20 protein-coding genes are annotated in these 21,795 nt (G+C 41.9%); 13 read left to right on the forward strand and 7 right to left on the reverse strand.

Features of this window, described 5'->3' with window-relative positions; translation table 11 throughout:
* The first annotated feature begins 218 nt into the window (after positions 1-218).
* Together Q4591_RS01450 and Q4591_RS01455 are read left to right on the forward strand one after the other, a co-directional pair.
* Positions 219-1,151 (forward strand): dihydroorotate oxidase, encoded by a 933-nt coding sequence (locus Q4591_RS01450; protein WP_102439011.1) that lies wholly within the window; start codon positions 219-221, stop codon positions 1,149-1,151.
* 277 nt (positions 1,152-1,428) lie between these two features.
* Entirely contained in the window at positions 1,429-3,597 is a 2,169-nt protein-coding gene (locus tag Q4591_RS01455) for a cation:dicarboxylase symporter family transporter (RefSeq protein ID WP_102439013.1), read from the forward strand.
* 58 nt (positions 3,598-3,655) lie between these two features.
* Here Q4591_RS01455 and Q4591_RS01460 read toward each other — a convergent pair whose 3' ends face one another.
* On the reverse strand, positions 3,656-5,014 hold the full coding sequence (locus Q4591_RS01460; RefSeq protein ID WP_102532064.1) for an amidohydrolase family protein: 1,359 nt from the start codon (positions 5,012-5,014) through the stop codon (positions 3,656-3,658).
* A gap of 281 nt (positions 5,015-5,295) precedes the next feature.
* On the opposite strand from Q4591_RS01460, the gene Q4591_RS01465 reads away from it, so the two are divergent.
* Together Q4591_RS01465 and Q4591_RS01470 are read left to right on the forward strand one after the other, a co-directional pair.
* Entirely contained in the window at positions 5,296-5,598 is a 303-nt protein-coding gene (locus Q4591_RS01465) for an NINE protein (RefSeq protein ID WP_157936144.1), read from the forward strand.
* 15 nt (positions 5,599-5,613) lie between these two features.
* Positions 5,614-5,859 (forward strand): TM2 domain-containing protein, encoded by a 246-nt coding sequence (locus tag Q4591_RS01470; protein WP_102477078.1) that lies wholly within the window; start codon positions 5,614-5,616, stop codon positions 5,857-5,859.
* A gap of 95 nt (positions 5,860-5,954) precedes the next feature.
* Here the strand turns inward: Q4591_RS01470 and Q4591_RS01475 are convergent, their stop codons facing one another.
* From Q4591_RS01475 to Q4591_RS01485, 3 genes are all read right to left on the reverse strand, one after another.
* Entirely contained in the window at positions 5,955-6,110 is a 156-nt protein-coding gene (locus Q4591_RS01475; RefSeq protein WP_303458969.1) for a hypothetical protein, read from the reverse strand.
* 33 nt (positions 6,111-6,143) lie between these two features.
* Entirely contained in the window at positions 6,144-6,533 is a 390-nt protein-coding gene (locus Q4591_RS01480; protein ID WP_303458971.1) for a hypothetical protein, read from the reverse strand.
* Positions 6,534-6,778: 245 nt separating this feature from the next.
* Complete coding sequence (locus tag Q4591_RS01485) at positions 6,779-9,016, reverse strand: acyl-CoA dehydrogenase (RefSeq protein WP_303458973.1); 2,238 nt, start codon at positions 9,014-9,016, stop codon at positions 6,779-6,781.
* Positions 9,017-9,329: 313 nt separating this feature from the next.
* Between Q4591_RS01485 and Q4591_RS01490 the strand changes: the two genes are divergently transcribed.
* Together Q4591_RS01490 and Q4591_RS01495 are read left to right on the forward strand one after the other, a co-directional pair.
* The gene (locus Q4591_RS01490; protein WP_102439021.1) at positions 9,330-9,977 is read left to right on the forward strand and encodes an SOS response-associated peptidase family protein; all 648 of its coding nucleotides are present in this window, start codon (positions 9,330-9,332) and stop codon (positions 9,975-9,977) included.
* A 385-nt stretch (positions 9,978-10,362) separates the two neighbouring features.
* Entirely contained in the window at positions 10,363-10,593 is a 231-nt protein-coding gene (locus Q4591_RS01495) for a hypothetical protein (protein ID WP_303458974.1), read from the forward strand.
* Between the two features lie 146 nt (positions 10,594-10,739).
* Here Q4591_RS01495 and Q4591_RS01500 read toward each other — a convergent pair whose 3' ends face one another.
* Positions 10,740-11,411: a DsbA family protein gene (locus Q4591_RS01500; RefSeq protein ID WP_102477075.1), complete on the reverse strand. Its 672-nt coding sequence runs from the start codon at positions 11,409-11,411 to the stop codon at positions 10,740-10,742.
* A gap of 148 nt (positions 11,412-11,559) precedes the next feature.
* On the opposite strand from Q4591_RS01500, the gene Q4591_RS01505 reads away from it, so the two are divergent.
* The 4 genes from Q4591_RS01505 to Q4591_RS01520 all read left to right on the forward strand — a co-directional run bounded on the left by Q4591_RS01505 (position 11,560) and on the right by Q4591_RS01520 (position 15,945).
* Positions 11,560-11,838 carry a peptidylprolyl isomerase gene (locus Q4591_RS01505; RefSeq protein ID WP_102439027.1) on the forward strand — a complete coding sequence of 93 codons (279 nt, stop codon included), beginning with the start codon at positions 11,560-11,562 and terminating at the stop codon, positions 11,836-11,838.
* Positions 11,839-11,933: 95 nt separating this feature from the next.
* The gene (locus tag Q4591_RS01510; protein ID WP_102439029.1) at positions 11,934-12,575 is read left to right on the forward strand and encodes a sulfotransferase family protein; all 642 of its coding nucleotides are present in this window, start codon (positions 11,934-11,936) and stop codon (positions 12,573-12,575) included.
* A gap of 144 nt (positions 12,576-12,719) precedes the next feature.
* Positions 12,720-13,460: a DUF2057 domain-containing protein gene (locus Q4591_RS01515; RefSeq protein WP_303458979.1), complete on the forward strand. Its 741-nt coding sequence runs from the start codon at positions 12,720-12,722 to the stop codon at positions 13,458-13,460.
* A 127-nt stretch (positions 13,461-13,587) separates the two neighbouring features.
* Positions 13,588-15,945: a penicillin acylase family protein gene (locus Q4591_RS01520; protein WP_303458981.1), complete on the forward strand. Its 2,358-nt coding sequence runs from the start codon at positions 13,588-13,590 to the stop codon at positions 15,943-15,945.
* Here Q4591_RS01520 and Q4591_RS01525 read toward each other — a convergent pair.
* A complete protein-coding gene (locus Q4591_RS01525; protein WP_303458983.1) occupies positions 15,942-16,910 on the reverse strand; it encodes a TDT family transporter in 969 nt (322 codons plus the stop codon). The two genes, Q4591_RS01520 and Q4591_RS01525, sit on opposite strands and share 4 nt — an antisense overlap.
* A 263-nt stretch (positions 16,911-17,173) precedes the next feature.
* Here Q4591_RS01525 and Q4591_RS01530 point away from each other — a divergent pair, with 263 nt between their 5' ends.
* Positions 17,174-18,070, forward strand: coding sequence for a LysR substrate-binding domain-containing protein (locus tag Q4591_RS01530; protein WP_198589366.1), 897 nt, complete (start codon positions 17,174-17,176; stop codon positions 18,068-18,070).
* A 437-nt stretch (positions 18,071-18,507) separates the two neighbouring features.
* Here Q4591_RS01530 and Q4591_RS01535 read toward each other — a convergent pair whose 3' ends face one another.
* The gene (locus Q4591_RS01535) at positions 18,508-18,882 is read right to left on the reverse strand and encodes a hypothetical protein (protein ID WP_102520808.1); all 375 of its coding nucleotides are present in this window, start codon (positions 18,880-18,882) and stop codon (positions 18,508-18,510) included.
* A 409-nt stretch (positions 18,883-19,291) separates the two neighbouring features.
* Between Q4591_RS01535 and Q4591_RS01540 the strand changes: the two genes are divergently transcribed.
* Positions 19,292-21,013 carry a bifunctional protein-serine/threonine kinase/phosphatase gene (locus tag Q4591_RS01540; RefSeq protein WP_303410594.1) on the forward strand — a complete coding sequence of 574 codons (1,722 nt, stop codon included), beginning with the start codon at positions 19,292-19,294 and terminating at the stop codon, positions 21,011-21,013.
* A gap of 50 nt (positions 21,014-21,063) precedes the next feature.
* Positions 21,064-21,504: a cyanase gene (gene cynS / locus Q4591_RS01545; RefSeq protein WP_102439039.1), complete on the forward strand. Its 441-nt coding sequence runs from the start codon at positions 21,064-21,066 to the stop codon at positions 21,502-21,504.
* The last annotated feature ends 291 nt before the right edge of the window (positions 21,505-21,795 follow it).

Raw genomic sequence — 21,795 nt, forward strand, 5'->3', positions numbered from 1 at the left:
GATTAACAGCAACAGTTCATCGCTGCCTTACTCGGTGGTATAAAGAACAGCGCATAAAGAACAGCAGCATTTATGCGCTCTAGTTAACACTCTTAAAAAATAATCACACATTTGTCATATTTATTGTTTTTAATCAATACCTCTATTGTCCCGCTGCATAAACTACCTCGCAATTTACACATGCTTTTTTATTGTTTATTCCACCAAGAGGACGCTTCATGAACATCGATTTATCCACTGAAATTGCTGGTATTAGCTTAGACAGTTACTTGATGAATGCCTCTGGCCCCAAGTGCACCACTTGGGATGAACTGCACACGATTGCCCAATCTCATTCGGCTGCTGTGGTCACTAAATCTTGTACCATGGAAGCGCGCGAAGGCAATCCTGAGCCACGCTATAAAGATTTACCATTAGGTTCGATTCAATCGATGGGCTTACCCAATTTAGGTTATAAAGCTTATTTAGCAATGGTGCCTCAATTAAAAGCATTAGGTAAACCTGTTGTTGTAAGCATTTCAGGCTTTAGCATTGAAGATAATATTGAAATGGTCAGCGCCTTTCAAAACAGTGATGTTGACCTAATTGAAGTTAACTTCTCTTGCCCTAATATCCCCGGTAAAGCGCAGGTCGCCTATGACTTTGAACAAACTGACAAAGCACTCGCTGCCCTAACAGCGCTAGGCAATAAACCAATTGGGATTAAACTGGCGCCTTATTTTGATATGTCACATTTTGTGGCAGCAGCCAATGTCATCAAAAAATATCCAGTAAAATTTATCACCTGCATTAACTCAATCGGCAACACTTTAGTTATCGACCCGTACACTGAGCAACCCATAATCAAGCCTAAAGGCGGCTTTGGTGGCTTATGTGGTGATTATATTAAACCTGTCGGTTTAGCCAATGTGCGCGCCTTTCGTGAACTGCTGGATGATGACGTACAAATCATTGGCGTTGGCGGGATAAAAACCGGAATCGATGCCTTTGAATACCTACTCGCCGGTGCTGATGCGGTACAAATCGCGACCTGTTTTGAAAAAGAAGGTGAAGCTTGCTTTGAGCGTATTGAAACAGAACTCGCTGACTTCATGCGCGGTAAAGGTTACCAGTGTATTAATGACGCTAAAGGCAAATTAAAACCGCTTTAATGATACCAGTGGCACATTAAGCCTCTGAATATCTGTATTGAAACTCCCCCCCCTTCCCCTTTAAAGCCACTGTATTTACAGTGGCTTTTTAGCCGTTTCAAAAACACTGCATATAAATAAATTCAGTAAGATATTTATTGTACAAATTATCCCTAATCCAAACTAACACTGTTAATATTAAACTTGAGCAACAACTTTGTAGCATTATCAAAACATTAGCCTGCTAACGGTTAATGTGAGTTTACCCTCAAGCCCAGATAATAAATGGAACATAACTGTGTTTAAAAAATTACTTGCGATGACCAGTTCAACCCAAATGCTAGTGGCTATGTTTGTCGGCTTTGCTGTGGGGATATTCTTTGGCGAGTCCGTAGGCTGGCTTAGCGCTATCGGTAATGGCGTTATTTTATTAATGCAAATGACCGTATTGCCTTACATAGTGGTATCGCTTATTGGCGGTATAGGCAAACTGCAAAAAAGCACGGCCATATTAATTTTTAGCCGCGCTGGCGCCATTATGTTATTGCTGTGGTTAGTCGGTTTAGTTCTCACTGCGTTAATGCCATTGTCTTTTCCGTTTATTGAATCAGCATCGTTTTTCAGCACCAGTATTATCGAACCTGCCCAGCCGATTAATTATTTTAAGCTCTATATTCCTTCAAACCCGTTTGAGTCGATGGCGGAAGGCTATGTTCCTGCCATGGTGGTATTCAGTATTGCCTTGGGTCTCGCGTTAATTAGTATGGAGGGCGACAATAAAAAGCTGGTGTTAACCTTCATGCATACCATCACAGAAGCCTTTTCTCGGATCACCCAAGGCTTGGTTAAAGTGTTGCCTATTGGTATTTTTGCCATGTCAGCATCGGCAGCTGGCACTATGGGAGTTGATGAATTTGCCAGTATGCAGGTTTACCTTATTAGTTACTTTGCTTTGTGCTTATTGCTCACATTTGCAGTGCTACCTTGGATAGTTTCGTCATTAACGCCAATCACTTATAGGCAGACGGTTAACATAAGTAAAGCCAGTTTAGTTACCGCCTTTGCCACAGGTAATATCTTTATTGTTATTCCGGTAATTATTGCTGAGTGTAAGCAAATTATGCGTGAGCATAATAACTTAACTGAAGATGGCGTCACCCTGATTGAGATTTTGGTGCCTATTGCATTTACCTTCCCCAATATCGGTAAATTAACCGTTATCTTGTTTGTCTACTTTGCTGGCTGGTTTAATGGCACCCCTGTTGATATCAGCGCTATGCCATCATTGTCTGTTAGTGGCTTATTATCTTTATTTGGTAGTGTGTATGTCGCCATTCCTTTTATGTTGGACTTAGTGCAACTACCTTCAGACTTATTCCAACTATTTGTCATGTCAGGCTTTATCACAGGCAAGTTCAACTCTATTGCCGCAGTAATGAACCTATTCGCCCTCACCCTATTAACCGTGTGCTTATTCCAAGGGACACTGAAAATTCGTCCGCCGCAATTAATTAAAATGTCGGTTGGGCTTTTAGCCAGTACCGCGGTCACCATTGTTGTTTGCCGCATAGGTATGGGATTATTTATACATAGCCCTGATATCACCAGTGAGGTGATCGCCAACATGAAAGTGGCTGACAAAGTGCCCACGAAAGTGACTCGCCAATACCCTGAAATCGGTAAAACGCCCACTCAAGCAATCGCCAGCGTCCATTCCATTCGCCAACGTGGCTTACTAAGAGTCGGTTACATTCCCAGTAATGTGCCTTTTAGTTACTACAATAATGCCGGCCAGTTAGTGGGCTTTGATATTGCAATGGCCACTAAGTTGGCGGAGGACTTGAAAGTCGAGGTAGAGTTTATCCCGTTCAAAAAAGATAAGCTCGCAGCGTCATTACAGGCTGGCTATTTTGATGTCGCCATGTCGGGGCTGTCAATGGATATCAAACAAATGGACAGGCTTAGTTATGGCGAACCAGTGCTAGAGCTTAACATCGCCATTGCCACTCAAGATCATCGGGTTAATAGCTTCAAAACTGATGAGTCCATTCTCGAAATGGAAAATACCACCATCGCCTATGTTGAACATGATGATAAAATTGCCGATGCCAAGAAAAAACTGCCTCATATTAATTTTGTTAAAATTGACGGTTATAAAGATTTCTTTAGGCAAAAAGCGCCCAAATACGATGCGGTGGTGATCAGCGCTGAAGCAGGTTCAGCTTGGACATTATTCTTCCCAGGCTACGGCATTGCCATTTTAGAAGGTAAAAATCGCTATCCTGTGGCTTATGCTGTCGCACAAACTAATCAGTCACTATTAAACTACATTAATAACTGGCAAAAACTGCGCCGAGTCGATGGCCACCAGCAACAATTTTATGATTATTGGATGCTAGGAAAAGGCGCAACCACACCAGTGCCGCGATGGTCGATTATTCGTGATGTACTGCATTGGGTTGACTAAATTAACCATCCATTAAAAAGGCTCCTTCGGGAGCCTTGGTGATAATGATTAGCCAAGGTTATTGCTTATGTACTTTACCTGATTTCATGACAAAATGAATATCAAGTAAGGCATCAATACTTTCAAGGGGGCTCGCTTTCATTGCAATAATGTCAGCATGCTTACCTTGTGCTAGCGTGCCTAGAGTATCGCTCATATCAATAAGGTCAGCAGCGTTAATGGTCGCACTGACTAAGATATCTTGATTGCTCATCCCCGCCTGACTCATCAGCACAGCCTCTTTCGCGTTATCGCCGTGGCGTGATACGCCGCTATCTGTACCAAAAGCAATCTTAACCCCCGCTTTATAGGCATTACCAAAGTTGTTTTGCATATCATGACCGACCCTAATCGCTTTGGCTTTAATTGCTTCAGACATAAAGTTGCCATCACTTTTAGCCATTTGAACCACAGTGTCACCCGCTAACAGGGTTGGCACTAAGTAAGCCCCTGACTTTTTAAATAGCTTAATCGATTCTTTATTGGCGTAACTGCCATGTTCAATGCTATCAACACCTGCTCTCAGAGCCGCATTAATCCCTTCAGCCGCATGGGCATGGCTGGCGACTTTACGCCCTAATGCATGCGCTGCATCAATGACTTCTTTTAACTCGTCATTGGCCATCTGCTGGCCTGTGCCAGTATTGGTATCTGACAACACGCCACCTGTAGAGGTAATCTTAATCACATCCGCGCCATATTTTATCGCTCGGCGCGTGGCACGGCGGCAATCAAAGGGACCATCACAAATGGTTTTAGAGGTTAGCATATCCAGTAAGTCAGGGCTTTTCCCATCCACATCACCATGACCACCAGTGACAGAGACGCCGCCTGAGGCAATAATTCGAGGGCCTGCCAACCAGCCTTTGTTAACCGCATCACGAAGCGCATAAATCTGCTCAGGCTTGGCGCCTAAATCTCTTACTGTGGTAAAACCAGCTAACAGTGTTTTATTTGCAAAATAAGCACTTTTCATTGCCACATCGGCATCTGACATGCGTAATGCTTCGCTGTCATTATTGGGCCCTAACTCCCCTTGTAAATGCACGTGCATATCCATTAAACCCGCCATGACAAAGCTGTCTTTGAGGTCAATATATTCAAGGGTATCTGCTTCAGTTATTTGGCTGGATGGAAGCTCAATATAGCCACTGTTGATGGCGCTGATTTGACCATCTTTAATCAATATTGATTGTTGTTTAGTGGTTTTTTCACCTGCAATGGAAAGTAATTCGCCAGCGTGGATGACTTTAAAATCGGCTGATTGTATTGAAGGTATTACGCTACATAAACCGACTATAATCGCTAGGTTAAACGATTTTTTATGACTCAAATAATATTGAATTCGTCTAGTTGCTGCTATTGCTAGATATGACATATAACCCTTCTTATATTTTTAATTTTACCCGAAGGTTAACATGCCTAACTTAATCATAATTTACAACTTTTTCACATTAGCATTAACATTATCGAAAAAACCATTCATGTATAGCCTGCAGCTCGGAAATAAGCTCTCATTGATTTAACCTATCGTTATTCAAATTTCTTATTAAACCTAGATTTGTGACACAATTTGACTTATTTGTTAACAACTTTAGATTGATAAAGGTAAGCCTTTGCTATATAAAAGCTTTAAGATTTTCATCAAGGAGGTTGAAAGTGACTGATTCTGTCAAATCAGAAAAAAACTACGCTGTAGCAGTTATCCTCTCCGGTATTTTCGGAGTGCTAGGAATTCATCATTTTTACTGCGGCCGTATTAGCCATGGTGTATTTGATTTATCTTTAGCCATTGTAGGGCTAACACTCATGCAGTTTGAAGACGTCACCCTCGCGCTACTTGGTTTAGGTCTCATCGTTATCGATGTTATTCACACTATAGTGGTCACTTTTATGCTTCTAGTTGGAAGCTATAGGGACGGGAAAGGTAAGTTGATTACCTATCCAGGACAAAAATTATAATTAAGGGATTTATTTATGTCAGAAGTACAAACAGCAACTGCAGATGTCCAAGTAAGCGACAAAGGATTCGTACCAACGCTACTATTATGTTTTTTCCTAGGTATGTTCGGTGCGCACCGTTTTTATGCAGGTAAAATTGGTACTGGTATCCTAATGCTATTAACTTTAGGTGGTTTTGGTATTTGGACACTAATCGACTTTATTATCATAGCCGTTGGTAGTTTTAAAGATTCTGAAGGCAAGTTTATCAAAGCAAGTTAATTGATGACTAAATTAAAAGTGGGCTAAAAAAGTTAACCCGCTTAGTTTTAAAGCCGTATCAATTCATTTTGATATGGCTTTTTTATTACAAGCGATTAAAAGGTAAAATCAATGCCGAAGTAAATTTGCTCAGCATCATTAACTGATAACGCAGCACTGTTATATTCCATCGAAGAAGTGACATTATGCCTTAAATAACGAAAACCTATCTCAGATGTAAAATCATGTCCCAAATCAAATAGAAAAACCACTTGTCCGCCATAAACATAGCTGCTGCCAGAGTCTTAATAACTTCGATCTAAATCGGTTAATTGAATTTCATTACCGCTAAACCCTGCAGAAGCACCAATAAACCATTTTATATCATGTACATCATCAACCGAAAACAGTCGGTCATAGGAGACTAATAGTCCTTCATGCTGAGTCATATCATCAGAATTATAGGAATAAGCACCGTATAAACGGTTACTTGGGTTTAACGTTATCGCTGTTCTATATTGATAATTAATGCCACTTTCTTGAGTATCAGAAAGCCCCACAGAAGAAGCGCTATAATCGGCATAACCCACAACGCCGCCCACAATGGCCTCAGCACCATGACCAACACTGGGCAGCAAGCAAATAAAAGTCACCTTGAGTATTAACGCCAATTTGCTGTTATAAGCACGAGTCATTATTCCTCCACAAAGTTAGTGACCATCATTAATTTATACGCCCTAGCGCTGAGCAAAAAACGAACTAAGATCAAACTTTGATGATTAAGACGCGCTTAAAATACAGCTTTAATACAAAATTGTGAGCCGGTTACAATTTAATCGACAATTAATCAAACATTAATCTTGCCAACATAAGCCCTAAACGCAAAAAAGCCGCTTAAAAGCGGCTTTTAACATCCTAAACAAGGCTGATTTTAGCGATATTAGTTAGCGATTTTTAAATCCGCTTTATCGGTAATTATGTTCATATCAAAATCAAACTCATCAACTCGAATCGCACGTTCACGCTTTAAGTTGTAATCTTGCAGCTGCTTATGCTCATCGGCTGTAATAACCTTAGCTTCAAGCGCGGCATCCAGTGTTAACGAGAAACGAACCCCAGCTTTAAATACACGCTGTTTAAGGGCCTTTTTCACTTTAGCTAGCATAGGTAAACATGCCATTTTAGCTAAGTAAGCTTGCTCATTAATGTAGTTACCATCACCAGCAACAGGCTTAATTAAATGAGTTAACTGCTTTTTAAACTCAGTATCAAGCTGGGCTTGATGGGCAAGCTCTCTGACCAAATCATCATTCACTTTTGGCATTTTAGCTGAGTAAGTCATGGTGATTAAACGCATGAACTGGCGAGTCGGCTTAGATGGGAAGTTCTCTAGGAAGCCTAGTAGTGCTTCTTCAGCTTTACATAGCGCCCAACGAGTCGCGTAATCAAAGTATGGCTTAGCTTGCGTGCGCTCATCTGCTGACACTTTTTGCTCGTAAAAACGAATCGATGCCATCGCCGCATAAAGGTAACTCATTACATCACCTAGACGTGCTGAGATCATTTCAGCCTGTTTAAGCTTGCCGCCTAATACAAGCAACGAGAAGTCAGCATAAACAGCCAGTTTAGATGCAAGCTTGTGTACTGATTTTTCGTAACCAATAACTTCAGGCAATGCAGATGAAGCAGGAGCAGTAAATGGCAATACGCCTAATTTGAATGCTCGTAAACTATTACCAACACTGTAACCTACGGTTTGTCTGAAAATACGGTTAAAGGTTTTATCAGCATCACTTGCATCACTATGAATTGATTCAACCATACTTTGTAAGTGAGGATGACAACGCATCACCCCTTGACCAAAAATCATCAAGTTACGGGTTAGAATGTTGGCACCTTCAACGGTAATTGCAATAGGTTGCGCCACATAACCTGATGCTAAGGTATTTTGTGGTCCACGTTGAATCGCTTTACCAGCTTGAATATCCATAGCAGAATCAAGAACATCACGTCCAAGCTCTGTCATGTGATACTTAGCAATAGCTGTTACTACAGAAGGTTTTAAGCCTAAACCTAATCCTTCAGTGGTTAGCACTCGCATCGCCTCTTGCAAGTAAGTTTTACCGGCAATATCTGCAAGCTTTTCTTGAATACCTTCAAACTTACCAATTGATAAACCAAACTGTTCACGCACAGCGGCATATTCAGCAGAAGACTTAAATGAACATTGGCTAACTGAAACACCTAAAGCCGGCAGCGAAATACCACGGCCAGCACCTAAACAGCTAACCAGCATTTGCCAGCCGCGACCTATGTTGCTTTGACCACCAATAATAAAGTCCATTGGAATAAACACATTCTCACCACGGGTAGTACCGTTATAAAAACGACAGCCCATAGGATCATGACGGTTACCTAATTGCACACCAGGGTGCGCCTTAGGAATAAGCGCACAAGTAATACCAAGCTGTTCTTTGCCACCTAATAAACCTTGTGGATCTTCAACTTTAAACGCTAAACCGAGTACCGTAGCGATTGGCGCTAAGGTGATATAACGCTTATCCCAAGTTACTGATAAACCCAGTACTTGCTCGCCTTGGTACTCACCCATGGTGACGGTACCAATATCAGGAATACCACCAGCATCAGAACCCGCTTCAGGGCTTGTTAACGCAAAACATGGAATTTCTTGGCCGTTAGCTAAACGAGGCAACCAAAAGTCACGTTGGCTATCTAAACCGTAGTGCATTAATAACTCGCCAGGACCTAAAGAGTTAGGCACCATGACCGTAACAGCAACCGCAGAACTTTTAGCAGCAATGGTCGCTACGATAGTTGAGTTAGCATAAGGGCTAAACTCAAGTCCACCGTAAGACTTAGGAATAATTAAAGAGAAGAATTTGTTCTCTTTTAAGTAAGTAAGAATATTGTCTGGTAAGTGTTTACCATTTTGAATCTCAAAATCATCAACCATTTCGATTAATGTTTGCACCGGGCCATCGAGGAAAGCTTGCTCATCAGCTGACAGCGTTGCCCCAGGAATGTCACGTAAGGCGGCAAAATCAGGAATGCCCTGATAAATAGACCCTTCTAACCAAACATCTCCGGCATCTAACGCTTCTTGTTCTGTCGTCGAAATACTTGGCAATACTTTTTTAAATGTTGTTCTTAAGCTCATAGTTTTACACTCATCAGACCAGACTAATAGTGTGCATTACGTCACAAAAATTAAATTAGATCAAACATTCTAATTAAAAATAAACCCAATAATTACAACAACAAAGTAACATTTAAAAAATAATACCAGCATTTCATAAACTTACACGTGTGCGCTGAAGCAAAAAGTTTTTAAAAAATTTATACGCTCGTTTGAATTTTTAAAGTCGAGAATGCTATTTAAGCAAATTTTCAAAGCTACTCGACACAAATCATTAGTCAAACTCATGGGAAAAAATGCTACTTTAAGTGAATGGAAATAAAAAGGGGCCGAAATGATGTGTGGCAGAATTGAAATGCTATTTGATGGCATGAAGCAAACACTTGATGACTTGTTTGATATGCCACTGTCGATACAAACAAACCTTGATTTACGCCCAACAGATACTGTTACCTGCATCACTCGTACTTGCCCTGAAACAACCCCATCAATAAATGCCGCAGACCCTAGTAGCACTGCAATTGCAACAATAAGTCACTCGGCAAATATTCCGCCTTTAACTGTCATAAATAGCCTTTGGGGGATAAAACCTAATTGGTCTAAAAAAATCATTATTAATGCCCAAGGAGAAACCGCGGCCGACAAAGCAACCTTTGCCAATGCCTTTAAACAGCAGCGCTGTATCATCCCTTGTAGTGCTTGGTTTGAGTGGCGCGATGAACGCCAGACTAAAAAACAAAAGTATCGCTTCAGTCACGCAGCTAATAAGCCATTGTTTATGGCTGGCATACTGTACCCTGAAGAAAATCAACTGGTTACACTTACCATTAACCCTAATGATAAATGCGCTCAGTATCACCACCGCATGCCATTGTTTATTCCGTCTACCGAGATTAACAACTGGCTTTATCATGATGTTTCGCAGCTCCAGCCATTACTTAATCCACTACCAGATAAATGGATTAAGATCTGTCGCGCCTAAATGATTAAGCCGCTTTCTCCAAAAATTTCCCCCTGTTAATTCTGAACTCGGATAGGGTTAACACATTTTAATTTTCTAGAATTTTATTAAGCAGATCACAACCTTGAGAATTAACTAAGCTAGAAAATGCAAAACTGTAGCTTTAAGGGCAATTTTAAGTTTCAATTAACATAAATCGATAAGATAGTCTTCGAGTAAGGCAGTTTAGGCTGTATTACAAAGACTAATTTAAAAAATGTGCTATCCAATTTTCAGTGTTCTTAGTTTTAAAGTAACGGATTTATTTTCATTAAGATATTGGTTCATTGAGTATGCGCAGTTTGTTAAGGCCAACTTAGGTTCTTAGCATGGGCGATTAAGCCCCTTAACTGATGATGGAGTTACTATGAAATATTTATCTATGATTGCTGCACTTATGTTTGCAGGTTCTGCTTTTGCTGTTGATTGTGTTGATTGTCACAATACTATTAATGTTGAAGAGCATACAGAAATGGAAGCAACCATCGCAACTTGTGATGATTGTCATGGTTTTACTGACCATCACGAATTAGATACTGATTTACACACATCAGATCTAACTATTACTGATTGTGCTGATTGTCACACAGTAGAATAACTAACTTAGTCTTGATGTAGATTGTCCATAATCCAGATTTGGTCAAACTAGTTAATCAAGTGTAAGCGCTCTATAAAGAGCAATAAAAACCAGTTGCCTTGCAACTGGTTTTTTTGTGCCTGTCATTAACCAAAAATAACTGATAGTTACTCAGCTAACAGCTTGTTAATCGCTTTTAGACTGACATTAACGTCTTTATAATCCAATGGAACACAATAGCTTTGCTGATCAATCGCCAATACCAGTGACGGAAAACCCTCATTAGGTAAAGACTGAGCAACATTAAGCTCAGACAGTAATTGCTGCTGCGTGGCACTGGAGGTTAATTTCGCCCTAAAGTCTGCTTCATCAATACCCAGTTGGCTTGCGAATGCAATGAGTGTGCTGTCATCTGAGGGGTTTTGCGCCTGCAAATAATAGCCTTGTTGAATGGCAAACAGCATTTGCTGCTCTAAACCATAGTGCCTTGCCACAAGGCAAGCCCGACAGGCGGGATAAGTCGAACGCCTTGGCTTGCATTGACGCCAAAAATCAAAATTAAATTGGGTTCCTAGCTGCGTCGCTATTTTTTGCCAGGTGTTAGCTAAAAATTGCTGCATTTCTAGTGGCATTGGCACATCGGAGTCTGGGGCTAAGCCGCCTAACAGGTATGTCAGTTGCACCTGAGGCAACTGCAGCTTGATTTGCTCAGCTAATGCCAGCCAAGTGGGGCGATATCCCCAGCACCAACTGCACATAGGGTCGTAAACGTAAAACAATTGCACTTGCTTACGGGCTAATGGCTGATCCACTAACGGGCTGCTGAGTCGTTGAGGCATGTATCACTCATCTGTTTTAAAGGGACTAAGCTAGCTGTTATACCATCAATTCAACTAAAAATCAGAGTCAAACTCGGGCGATTAAATTCGATTCAAATTTTGCCATTAAACAAGGTATAATCTGGCCATTATTGATTGGAGAGTCCCCATGGCCAGAACCGCTGCAGCACTGCACATATTAGTTAAACACAAAACCCAAGCAGAAGACTTAATCAAGCAACTTGATAATGGCGCTAAATTTGATGTGCTAGCAAGAAAACATTCATCGTGCCCTTCAGGAAAAAGTGGCGGTAACTTAGGTGAATTTAAAAAAGGTCAAATGGTACCACAATTCGATAGAGTCTGTTTTACTGGTGAGCTTATTACCCCCCATTTAGTTAAAACCAAGTTCGGTTGGCATGTGATAAAAATTTTGTACCGCACCTAAGGAGCCACCTTAGTTTATTGCGTTTTCGGCGCACATTTAACTCACCATACCCAAGCCTAACATCATTGTTTCTTGAGTATTAATCGAGAGCAATCATGTCCAAAGTGTTTATCATTGGTTTGCCCAGAACTGGCACCACCAGCGTGAGTGCTGCCTTACTTGAACAGGGATTAAAAGTCGCCCATATCGGTTTAACCAAACGCGCTTTTGAAGTGGCCGATGTGGTTTCAGATGTGCCCTGTTTTTGTGATTACCCACAGTTAGATCAGTTATTTCCCGATGCCAAATTTGTCTACATCGACCGACCTATCGACACTTGGGTTGCGTCAATACAAATGCTGCTCACAAAAATGAGGCCAAACCTTGCCGATAAAACCGGCACCTTCCATCCGATCCTTAAGCGCTGTTTCAAACAAACTTTTGGCCCGTTAGACGCTGATAATCTGCTAGATGAAGCGCGTTTAAAAGCTTGCTACCTTGCGCATCAACAAGCTGTTTACCATTACTTTAAGCATCGAGATGACTTTCTATCGATAAAACTTAGCGATAACAATAGCCTGCAAACTTTACTCAACTTCATTGGTATACATGACAGCCCCACTGCTGAGTTTCCACAGCTTAATGTTGGCACCCATGTGGCAAGCTGGGGCGAATATAAGCACCCTAATAAAGTGAACACCAACTTAGCAGGCCCTGAACATCGCAAGTTTTTTGATTATCAAATTCCTAAAAGTTAGTTATGCCTAAGTTGTAACTCAGGCGAGCTTTGCTATAACTTAATGGAACGATTAAGCATTGTTTTGAACAAATAGTCACTGCTCGCTCAGCATCATTCAATGCCAATAGTGACCATACCCACTTCTAGCCATAATGAGAACACCATGAAATTACATCCACTTATCATCGGACTCCTCGTCGTCATCACCAGCCCTGCAAGCTTTGCCGCTAGCGTATTAGATATTCCTAGTAGTGTTGATGTATTGCTATTGAATGGCCAACAATTGGATACTGATGAAGTGACTTTGGTTGAAGGTGACAATCAGCTGCTATTTCGCTATCAGGTTAATTACCGTGATAGCGGCATGCAAACGCAATTTAAATCTGAAGCGGTGATCGTAAAGTTTAGCGCCAGTAATGATACCTATCGCCTTAAACTGCCAAGCATACGCAATCGAAATGCCGCCAATAGCTTTAATAAATCGCCCCAATTAACCCTTAGCAATAGCCAAGGTCTACCTGTGGAGTTTATACAAGATTTACTCCTAAAAGATGGGCTGCAATTAGGCCGCGATTTTGAGCTTGAGCTCAGCCAGTACAACCTTAGCAATAAACCTGCCGCCATGAGCTTTACGCCGCTAAGTGTCGATAACGCCAATCTCGCGACTAAGCCAGCGTTAACTGCTGCACCAACAATAACCTCGACAGCAACGATAACTCCTGCGTCAACGACCACAGCAGCACCTGCCACTGTCGCGGCTGCGCCAGCATTAACTCCGACAGCGATTACACCTAAGACAATTGCTCAAGATCAGGCAGAAATCACTGAAATGCTCGATTATTGGTACAGTAAAGCCAATCAAGAAACTCGCGCTAAATTTAAAGCCAAAATTAATCAGCAATGATTAACTAACCCTAATTTATAAACGCTATTTTATAACGTTAAGTTATTTTGCTATAAGCAACAAAATGCTGTTAACAAACTAGTAACCTTGGTTATCATAGACTCGAATATTCTTTAGGGTCATAACCATGTCTATTAGCTTTACCAAGGTGTTGCAATCTAACGTCACCAAATACACGCTCACCAGCCTAGTCGTACTGTTCATGCTGGTGTTATTAGCCATTTATAGTGTATTGCGCCTAAGTATGCCCAGCTTAAATACAAGCTTTAATAGCCAAGATATAACAGCGCCTGTCACCATTGAACGTGATGAACTCGGCACGGCGATTATCAGCGCCAGCAACCGCCTTGATGCCTCTTATGCCCTTGGCTATGCCCACAGCCAAGACCGCTTTTTTCAAATGGACTTATTACGACGCAATGCCGCAGGTGAACTGGCTGAAATATTTGGTAAAAAGGCACTTGAGCGCGATAAAAACCGCCGCTTTCATCAGCTACGCAAACGGGCACAAATGATATTTGATGGCTTAACCACAAAAGAAAAGCAAACCCTTAGGGTTTACACTAAAGGGGTAAATGCCGCACTGAAGGCGCAAACTCTGTCCTCATTTGAATACCTACTCACCCAATCAAGTCCTCAACCATGGCATGAAACCGACAGCTTATTGGTCATATTTAGTATGTATCTTGATTTACAAGGCAATACCATTAAGCGAGATATGGCCTTAACCCAAATAAAACAGACCTTTGGCCCCGATATGCTGGCATTTTTAACCCAAACAAGCCACCATCAGGCAGCTCTTGATGATAGCCAAATCCCCTACTTTGACGGCGATATCCCAACACTTGAGCCCCAGCTTTTGGCTCAAGCAAACAGCAGCACAATCACCGCCCCATTAGAGGTCGGCAGCAATAACTGGGCAGTGACCGGAGAGCTTACCAAGTCTGGCCGGGCAATGTTATCTGATGATATGCACTTATCGTTTGCCGTACCTATTATCTGGTATCGAGCGCAATTAAATTACCCCAGCATTAGCGATGCTAAAACCAATAATGTCCCAAATAATACCAATCCATCGACGCAAATAACTGGCGTCTCATTACCCGGCGCGCCAGCCATTGTTGTGGGCTCTAATGGCAAGCTCGCTTGGGGATTTACCAACAGTTATGTGGACACCGCTGACTGGGTTGAAATTGACGCCAACACTGAAATAGCGCTTGAATATGAGCCGATTAAACTGCCCAGCTCAGAAGTGATGCATACAGTACAAGTCAGTGAAAATGGCCCGGTAAAAACCGTTAATGATAAAAACTACGCACTATCATGGGTCGCCCATCAAGACTATGCGATTAATATGGGCTTAATTGAACTAGAGCAAACAACCACAGTCGATCAAGCCATGGCATTAGCCAGCAGTATCGGTATTCCAGCACAAAATATGTTGTTAGCAGACAGCCAAGGTAACGCGGGCTGGAAGATAGCTGGCGCGCTACCAAGTCGTAGTAATCCTGCCAATGTCGCTCAAACAGCAACTGAAGTGCAAACCCAAGCTTGGCAGCAACCCCAACCCAATGTCCCAAGTGTCATTAACCCACTCAGCCATCGTATTTGGACCGCTAATTCACGGGTGCTCTCCACCCAAGATTTAGCCCAATTCGGTGATGGCGGCTATGCTCTTGGGGCCCGCGCTACGCAAATTCGGGACAGATTACATGAGCAAGAGCAATTTACTGAAACTGATTTTTTTAATTTGCAGCTAGATAATCAAGCACGATTTTTACAGCCTTGGCAGCAATACCTACTTAATCTGCTAAGCCAACAACCCAAACGGTTCGCTGAAGATGTTAAGTTCATCAATCAATGGGGCGATTGTGCCTGTGCAGACTCGGTGGGCTATAGCTTAGTAAAACATTTTCGCGCCGCCATGATAGATCAAAGCTTTGCGCCGATTGAAACTAATCTAACAAGCCAAGGCAGCAGCTTAGCTGTGATTAAGCGCTATTTAGAAACGCCTATGTGGCAACTGATCAATCAGCAGCCTAAAAGCTGGCTACCTAAGCAATTCCAAAGTTGGGATGAATTTGCCATCAGCGCCTACAAACAGGCTAAAACCGCCTTACTTAAACAGCACAGTCAAGATAATCAGCTAGCTGATTTACGCTGGGGTGAGGTAAATAAGCTCGACATTAAGCACCCATTTTCAAAACAGATGCCCTTACTGAGCCATTGGTTAGATATGCCTGCTGCACAAGGTTATGGCGACAGCTTTATGCCAGCGGTGCAAGGTGCCTCATTTGGCGCCTCACAGCGATTTATTGTACAACCGGGCAATGAGCAAGATGCCATCATGAGCATTCCTGGTGGGCAATCTGGCCACCCGTTATCGCCTTATTATCGTAGTGGCTATCAGCAATATGTTAATAATCAAGCTACGCCATTATTGCCACAAACTATTGAGCACACATTAACCATTAAGCCGCGCTAAACTTGCGCGGATTTTGCCCTTCGGGGTTGGTAAAAGTGTAAATAGCACGCGGCCACATACACCACTACCACGGTGGCTATCGATAATTCTATAATAGCCAGTATCCGCACTTGCTGAATGTATTGCTCAGCCATATTAATGCTTTGCATCCAGCTGATCATTTTAAATAATGCTGTCGCGCCTATGACCATAGGGAAAGTAAACGCGGCATAGCCAGGGCTAAAAGGGAGGGTTAGTAACTTAAAGAAGGCTAAATAAATAATACTGGTCATCAGCACTGCAATGCCAAATAGTAAGGCAATGATAATGGGTGATGGCGTAGCCGTTACCGTTAAATAACCCGCTAGTGATAAGCTTGCTGGCGCCGCTAAAATTGCCATGGTCGGTTTAGCCGCATCAGGCACTTCATGGATAAATATCAAACGATAAATCATCACCGGCAGCATCAAGGCATAGGCAAGCATGCCAAATACCAAGGCGATATGGGCGATTAATGTCAATTGCGGGTTACCTGAAAAAGACACATCGGCCACGATAATCCCCACCGGCGGCACAAACCAACTTGGCACCATATGATGTAGCTCAAATGCTTTAGCGCGGTGATATAAAAAGCTAATCAAAAATACGATATGAAGCCCTACTGCAAATAACCATAAAGCATCACCGACTTGAGGGTAAAAATGCCCAACTGAGTTAGATACTACCATGGTGGCCATGGCAAAGGTCGGTACTACACTGCCAACCACAGGGTGCGCTAAATCTGCCTTTAAGGTATGAGACAGCAATAAAAACTTCAGCGTTAACACCAGTAATAATAGGCTCGCAATAGCAGCGCTGCCCCATTGACCATAACCCTGAAAATCGGCGAGATTCTCCCAGCACCAACCTAAGCTAGCAATCGCCAATGCTAAGCCTGCCATAGGGGTTGGAGCGGTCATTAATTTAGCTTTAGCGATGTTTATCATGGTGGCCTCAACTTAACTCTCGGATAAACCCCTTTGTTAGCAATCAAAGAGATTGCAATAAAAGAGTTTCAACTTTTTAGCTTGAGTTGATATTACTCTTGCTAATTGTTCAGATATATCCAATTATTTAAAACATGCGTTAAGTTTAATTGAACGTATAATTAGGCCATCAACAAAACAACTGACAATAAAAGCAAACTGGCGTTAAACCTAAGTCAGCGCTAATGATAACCATGAAAAGCGGGGATGATAACACCATGGCGATACTGATATCTTTGCGGCAGCTCAATGTATTTAACGCTATTACTCAGCACAACACCTTAACTGCAGCAGCTGAAAAACTATACTTATCAAAAGCGGCGGTAAGCATGGCGCTAGCAGAGCTTGAAAAACACTTAGGACAGCCACTATTTGATCGCGTAAATAATCGACTTATCCTTAATCAAGAAGGTCAAAAACTGCTGCCTTTGGCCGATGAATTACTGGATCGCGCCCAGCAAATCAATACCCTCTTTGATGATGAGCACGCCAATAGCGGTAAACTCAGGCTTGGTAGTAGTGACACCATAGGCAACCATGTTAGCCCTTATTTACTGAGCCAGTTTCGCCAGCAACAGCAACACTTCAGCCAAAGTTTATTCATTTCAAACTCCGCTACTATTTGCCAAAAACTGCTTGATTTTGAACTAGATGTCGCCTTAATTGAACGAGATAATTACCACCCTGATCTCCTCTCTGTGCCCTTCAGTGCCGATAACATGTGTGTTATTAGTGCTTCTGAGCACCCTCTAGCTAAGCTTGAAAAGGTAACTATTAACGATTTAGACAATCATGATTGGGTGTTAAGAGAGCCAGGTTCCGGATCGCGAGAATGCTTTATCAATACGCTGGCACCACAACTTAAACACTGGCAACTGGCCTTTGAGCTTAATACCACAGAGGCGTTAATTAGCAGTGTCTCAGCAGGGCTGGGCTTAGGTTGCTTATCCACCTTAGCCGCGCAATATGCTATAGAAAGTGGCCGAGTTAGTTTACTCAAACAACCAATTGAAATGCCGCGCAGCTTTTGGCTGCTGGTACATAAAGACAAATACCAAAGCCCACTACTCAAAAGATTTATGACGTTTTGTTTGCAATGGCAATCAAGTGTTCAGCTTTGATATCAATAAGGTATTGCAGCGGCAGTAATGCCGCCCATTTGTTTCTGATTGCTAGTACATAAAGACAAATACCAAAATCCACTACTCAAACGCTTTATGAGGTTTTGTTTGCAATGGCAATCAAGTGTTCAGCTTTGATATCAATAAGGTATTGCAGCGGCAGTAATACTGCCCATTTGTTTCTGATTGCTAGTACATAAAGACAAATACCAAAATCCACTGCTCAAAAGATTTATGAGGTTTTGTTTGCAATGGCAATCAAGTGTTCAGCCTTGATATCAATAAGGTATTGCAGCGGCAGTAATGCCGCCCATTTGTTTCTGATTGCTAGTACATAAAGACAAATACCAAAGCCCACTACTCAAACGCTTTATGAGGTTTTGTTTGCAATGGCAAACGAAAAACTAAATAACTTGTTCATCGAGTCGAGCTGAAAATCACTTCGTAGTAGGTGCCGCTACCGTTATACGCTCTTGGTTAGATAAGCGAATTTGAATGCCATCCACAGTGGTAATACGCTGCGCTTCAATGTCTTTTTTGCGCACATAATAAGTTGCCGACATCGCTTCAACAGGCGATGAAATGGTCACTTGCACAATTTTATTATCGTCATACCATGACCAGCCCCAAAAGGCTGCAGTTACTAGCATCGAAACGGCGATCATCGGATAAATAATCAATTTTGAAAATAGCGGTGAAGAATCACTGCCCATTGACACTAAAGCCGGCTTTTTCTTTGTGCCACGACCGCTGCGTATGTACAGCACACAAGCGACGATCACTAACAAGGTTACCAGTATTTTTGTAAGCACAGCGTGTTCCACAGTTAATTAGCTTAAGTATAATTATACTGATTTTAAAGATATAAACCGTTATATAAAACACAGCCCGTTAAATTAACTATTGCTAATGGATAATGTTTTAACCCCAAAGCCAATAAGCCAGTCACAGCCGCTATTTCGATCTATTTAAGTGCGTTAATTATTCGCACTGCACCATTACGTAACAAAGCAAACGACCAACTGAGCGCCATCACAGACTTTCATTGGTTTAACTTAGTTACCGCTAGGCAATAGTAATGCTGCAACGCTATAACTTGTTAGCCTTTTGACTGAGTTAACATTGCGCACTGGCCACGTTTTGGAATGTTAGTTGCACTTAAAAGCAAGTATTTATGATTGGCGCTGATGAGCCATTACTTTTAGCTTAATAAGAAAATATATGACTCGAAAGCTCACCGTTTCAATAGGCCAATATTCCAACAAAGGCATTAAGGAAATCAATCAAGATTTTCATGGCGCCACGATCCCAAAGCAACCACTATTGACCTCTAAGGGCATTGCTATTGCCATTGCTGATGGGATCAGTAGTAGTGATGTGAGCCAAATTGCCAGTGAAGCTAGCGTAAGGGGCTTTTTAGATGACTATAGTTGCACGCCAGAATCTTGGTCGGTTAAAAAGTCCGCCGCTCAGGTGCTAACCGCCACAAACTCTTGGCTCTATTCCCAATCCCAAAAAAGTGAACATCGATTTGATAACGATCGTGGTTATGTATGCACTTTAAGCGCGATGGTCTTCAAATCGACCACTGCCCATATATTTCATATTGGTGATAGCCGCATTTATCGGTTGCGGGATAATGAAATAACTCAGCTTACTGAAGATCACCGCCTGTGGATAAACGCTCATAAAAGCTACCTTAACCGCGGCCTAGGTATCAGCCCCTTCTTAGAAATCGATTATGATGCTAAGGCACTAGAAGTCGGTGATACTTTTATCTTAACAACCGATGGCATTTATGAATTTATTTCCGAAGACGAAATTAACTCATTAATAAAATTACATCATCAAGCCTTAGATATTGCCGCCCAAGTCATTGCAGAGGTTGCACTGGCCAATGGCAGCCAAGACAATTTAACCATTCAAATTATCCGCATTGATGACTTGCCGCTGCAAAGCGCTGATGAAGCTTTACAAAAACTCACCGAACAACCTTTTCCACCTATTCTTGATGCCAGAATGAATTTTGACGGCTATCAAATCCTCAGGGCTTTGCACCATAGCAGTCGCAGCCATGTGTACTTGGCCATGGATATCGACAACCTAGAAAAAGTTGTCATTAAAACACCATCAATAGATTTACAAGGTGATCCTGCTTATCTTGAACGATTTTTAATGGAAGAGTGGATTGCCAGAAGGCTAAATAATGCCCATATCCTTAAGCCTTGTCCGCCCACTAAACAGCGTAATTATCTCTATGTAGCCATGGAATACATCGAAGGCATTACCCTGAGCCAGTGGATGTTAGATAATCCACAACCCGCTATTGAAACCGTGCGTGATATTGTCGAGCAAATAGCTAAAGGCTTGCGGGCTTTTCATCGGCAAGAAATGATCCATCAAGATTTACGCCCTGAAAACATCATGATTGACATTAATGGCATGGTAAAAATCATAGATTTTGGCGCCACCAAAGTAGCTGGTCTTGCTGAAATATCATCCCCAATCGTACATGCCGATATTCTCGGCACAGTGCAGTATACCGCCCCCGAATACTTTGTAGGTGAAGTTATCACCCATATGGCTGATAACTTTTCACTGGCGGTGATCACCTATCAAATGCTCAGCGGCAAATTACCCTTCGACGGTAAGATGTCCCAAGCAAGGACCAAAGCGGCGCAAAACCGCTTGGTATATCAATCAGTATTGGATGATGAGCGCGACATCCCGGCCTGGATTGATGATGCGTTAAAAAAAGCGCTCCATCCTAATCCTTATAAACGCTACAGTGAATTATCAGAATACTTATACGACTTGCGTCATCCCACTCAAGCTTTTTTAAATAAAACCCGTGCCCCACTTATCGAGCGCGAGCCTGTTAAGTTCTGGCAAGGGATTTGTGCAATCTTAAGTCTCATCATCTTGCTATTAATATTTCGCTGATGTGCTAATTAACTTTACCTTAACTATGTCACTTAAACTGGAGCTGCACTATGGAAATCAACACCCTAAGTAAAACGATTTTAGCTGCCAAAAAAGCACAAAAACTCACCTTCAATGATATAGGTCAGATGGTGGGCCGAGATGAGGTCTGGGTGGCGGCATTATGCTACGGCCAAGCCTGTGCATCTGAAGCTGAAGCAATTCAAATTGCACAAGCCTTAGGTATCGAAGCAGAGCAAATGATGCCACTAACCAACTCCCAACTTAAAGGCTTAGGCCCGACAGTGCCTACCGATCCATTAGTGTATCGCTTTTACGAGATCATGCAGGTGTATGGTATGCCGATGAAAGCTGTGATCCATGAAAAATTTGGTGACGGGATAATGAGCGCAATCGATTTTAGTTTAAACATTGATAAAATTGAAGATCCCAAAGGCGATCGCGTATTAGTGACCATGAATGGTAAATTTTTACCTTATAAGAAATGGTAACTGGCAATTACAACTGAGCTAGACAAGGTGTAACTACCTAGACCATGCCTCGCCGATTAATAAATCCTATCGCCATTAATGGGCGGTGGGATTTTTGTAACAGTGACGCGATAAAGTTAACCGAAGCAGTGCTATTACCTTAATACTTTTGTGCCATCTATGTTGGGCAAATAACTGACGGGTCAAAGCCAATTGGCTATAGTGCCGAATATAATGCTAATTCATATTATTACTTCACCTTATTGCACTGTAAAAAAAGCCAATTTAAAGCCAGTTACAAATCTGGTTAAA

The organism is Shewanella sp. 3_MG-2023, assembly GCF_030548765.1.
GTDB lineage: Bacteria > Pseudomonadota > Gammaproteobacteria > Enterobacterales > Shewanellaceae > Shewanella.

What these genes read in the sequence shown, in the direction of transcription:
- Q4591_RS01450 (WP_102439011.1), top strand. Translation starts at nt 219, where the DNA reads ATGAACATCGATTTATCCACTGAAATTGCTGGTATTAGCTTAGACAGT.
- Q4591_RS01460 (WP_102532064.1), bottom strand. Translation starts at nt 5,014, where the DNA reads ATGTCATATCTAGCAATAGCAGCAACTAGACGAATTCAATATTATTTG.
- Q4591_RS01470 (WP_102477078.1), top strand. Translation starts at nt 5,614, where the DNA reads ATGTCAGAAGTACAAACAGCAACTGCAGATGTCCAAGTAAGCGACAAA.
- Q4591_RS01480 (WP_303458971.1), bottom strand. Translation starts at nt 6,533, where the DNA reads ATGACTCGTGCTTATAACAGCAAATTGGCGTTAATACTCAAGGTGACT.
- Q4591_RS01485 (WP_303458973.1), bottom strand. Translation starts at nt 9,016, where the DNA reads ATGAGCTTAAGAACAACATTTAAAAAAGTATTGCCAAGTATTTCGACG.
- Q4591_RS01490 (WP_102439021.1), top strand. Translation starts at nt 9,330, where the DNA reads ATGATGTGTGGCAGAATTGAAATGCTATTTGATGGCATGAAGCAAACA.
- Q4591_RS01495 (WP_303458974.1), top strand. Translation starts at nt 10,363, where the DNA reads ATGAAATATTTATCTATGATTGCTGCACTTATGTTTGCAGGTTCTGCT.
- Q4591_RS01500 (WP_102477075.1), bottom strand. Translation starts at nt 11,411, where the DNA reads ATGCCTCAACGACTCAGCAGCCCGTTAGTGGATCAGCCATTAGCCCGT.
- Q4591_RS01505 (WP_102439027.1), top strand. Translation starts at nt 11,560, where the DNA reads ATGGCCAGAACCGCTGCAGCACTGCACATATTAGTTAAACACAAAACC.
- Q4591_RS01510 (WP_102439029.1), top strand. Translation starts at nt 11,934, where the DNA reads ATGTCCAAAGTGTTTATCATTGGTTTGCCCAGAACTGGCACCACCAGC.
- Q4591_RS01515 (WP_303458979.1), top strand. Translation starts at nt 12,720, where the DNA reads ATGAAATTACATCCACTTATCATCGGACTCCTCGTCGTCATCACCAGC.
- Q4591_RS01520 (WP_303458981.1), top strand. Translation starts at nt 13,588, where the DNA reads ATGTCTATTAGCTTTACCAAGGTGTTGCAATCTAACGTCACCAAATAC.
- Q4591_RS01525 (WP_303458983.1), bottom strand. Translation starts at nt 16,910, where the DNA reads ATGATAAACATCGCTAAAGCTAAATTAATGACCGCTCCAACCCCTATG.
- Q4591_RS01540 (WP_303410594.1), top strand. Translation starts at nt 19,292, where the DNA reads ATGACTCGAAAGCTCACCGTTTCAATAGGCCAATATTCCAACAAAGGC.
- cynS (WP_102439039.1), top strand. Translation starts at nt 21,064, where the DNA reads ATGGAAATCAACACCCTAAGTAAAACGATTTTAGCTGCCAAAAAAGCA.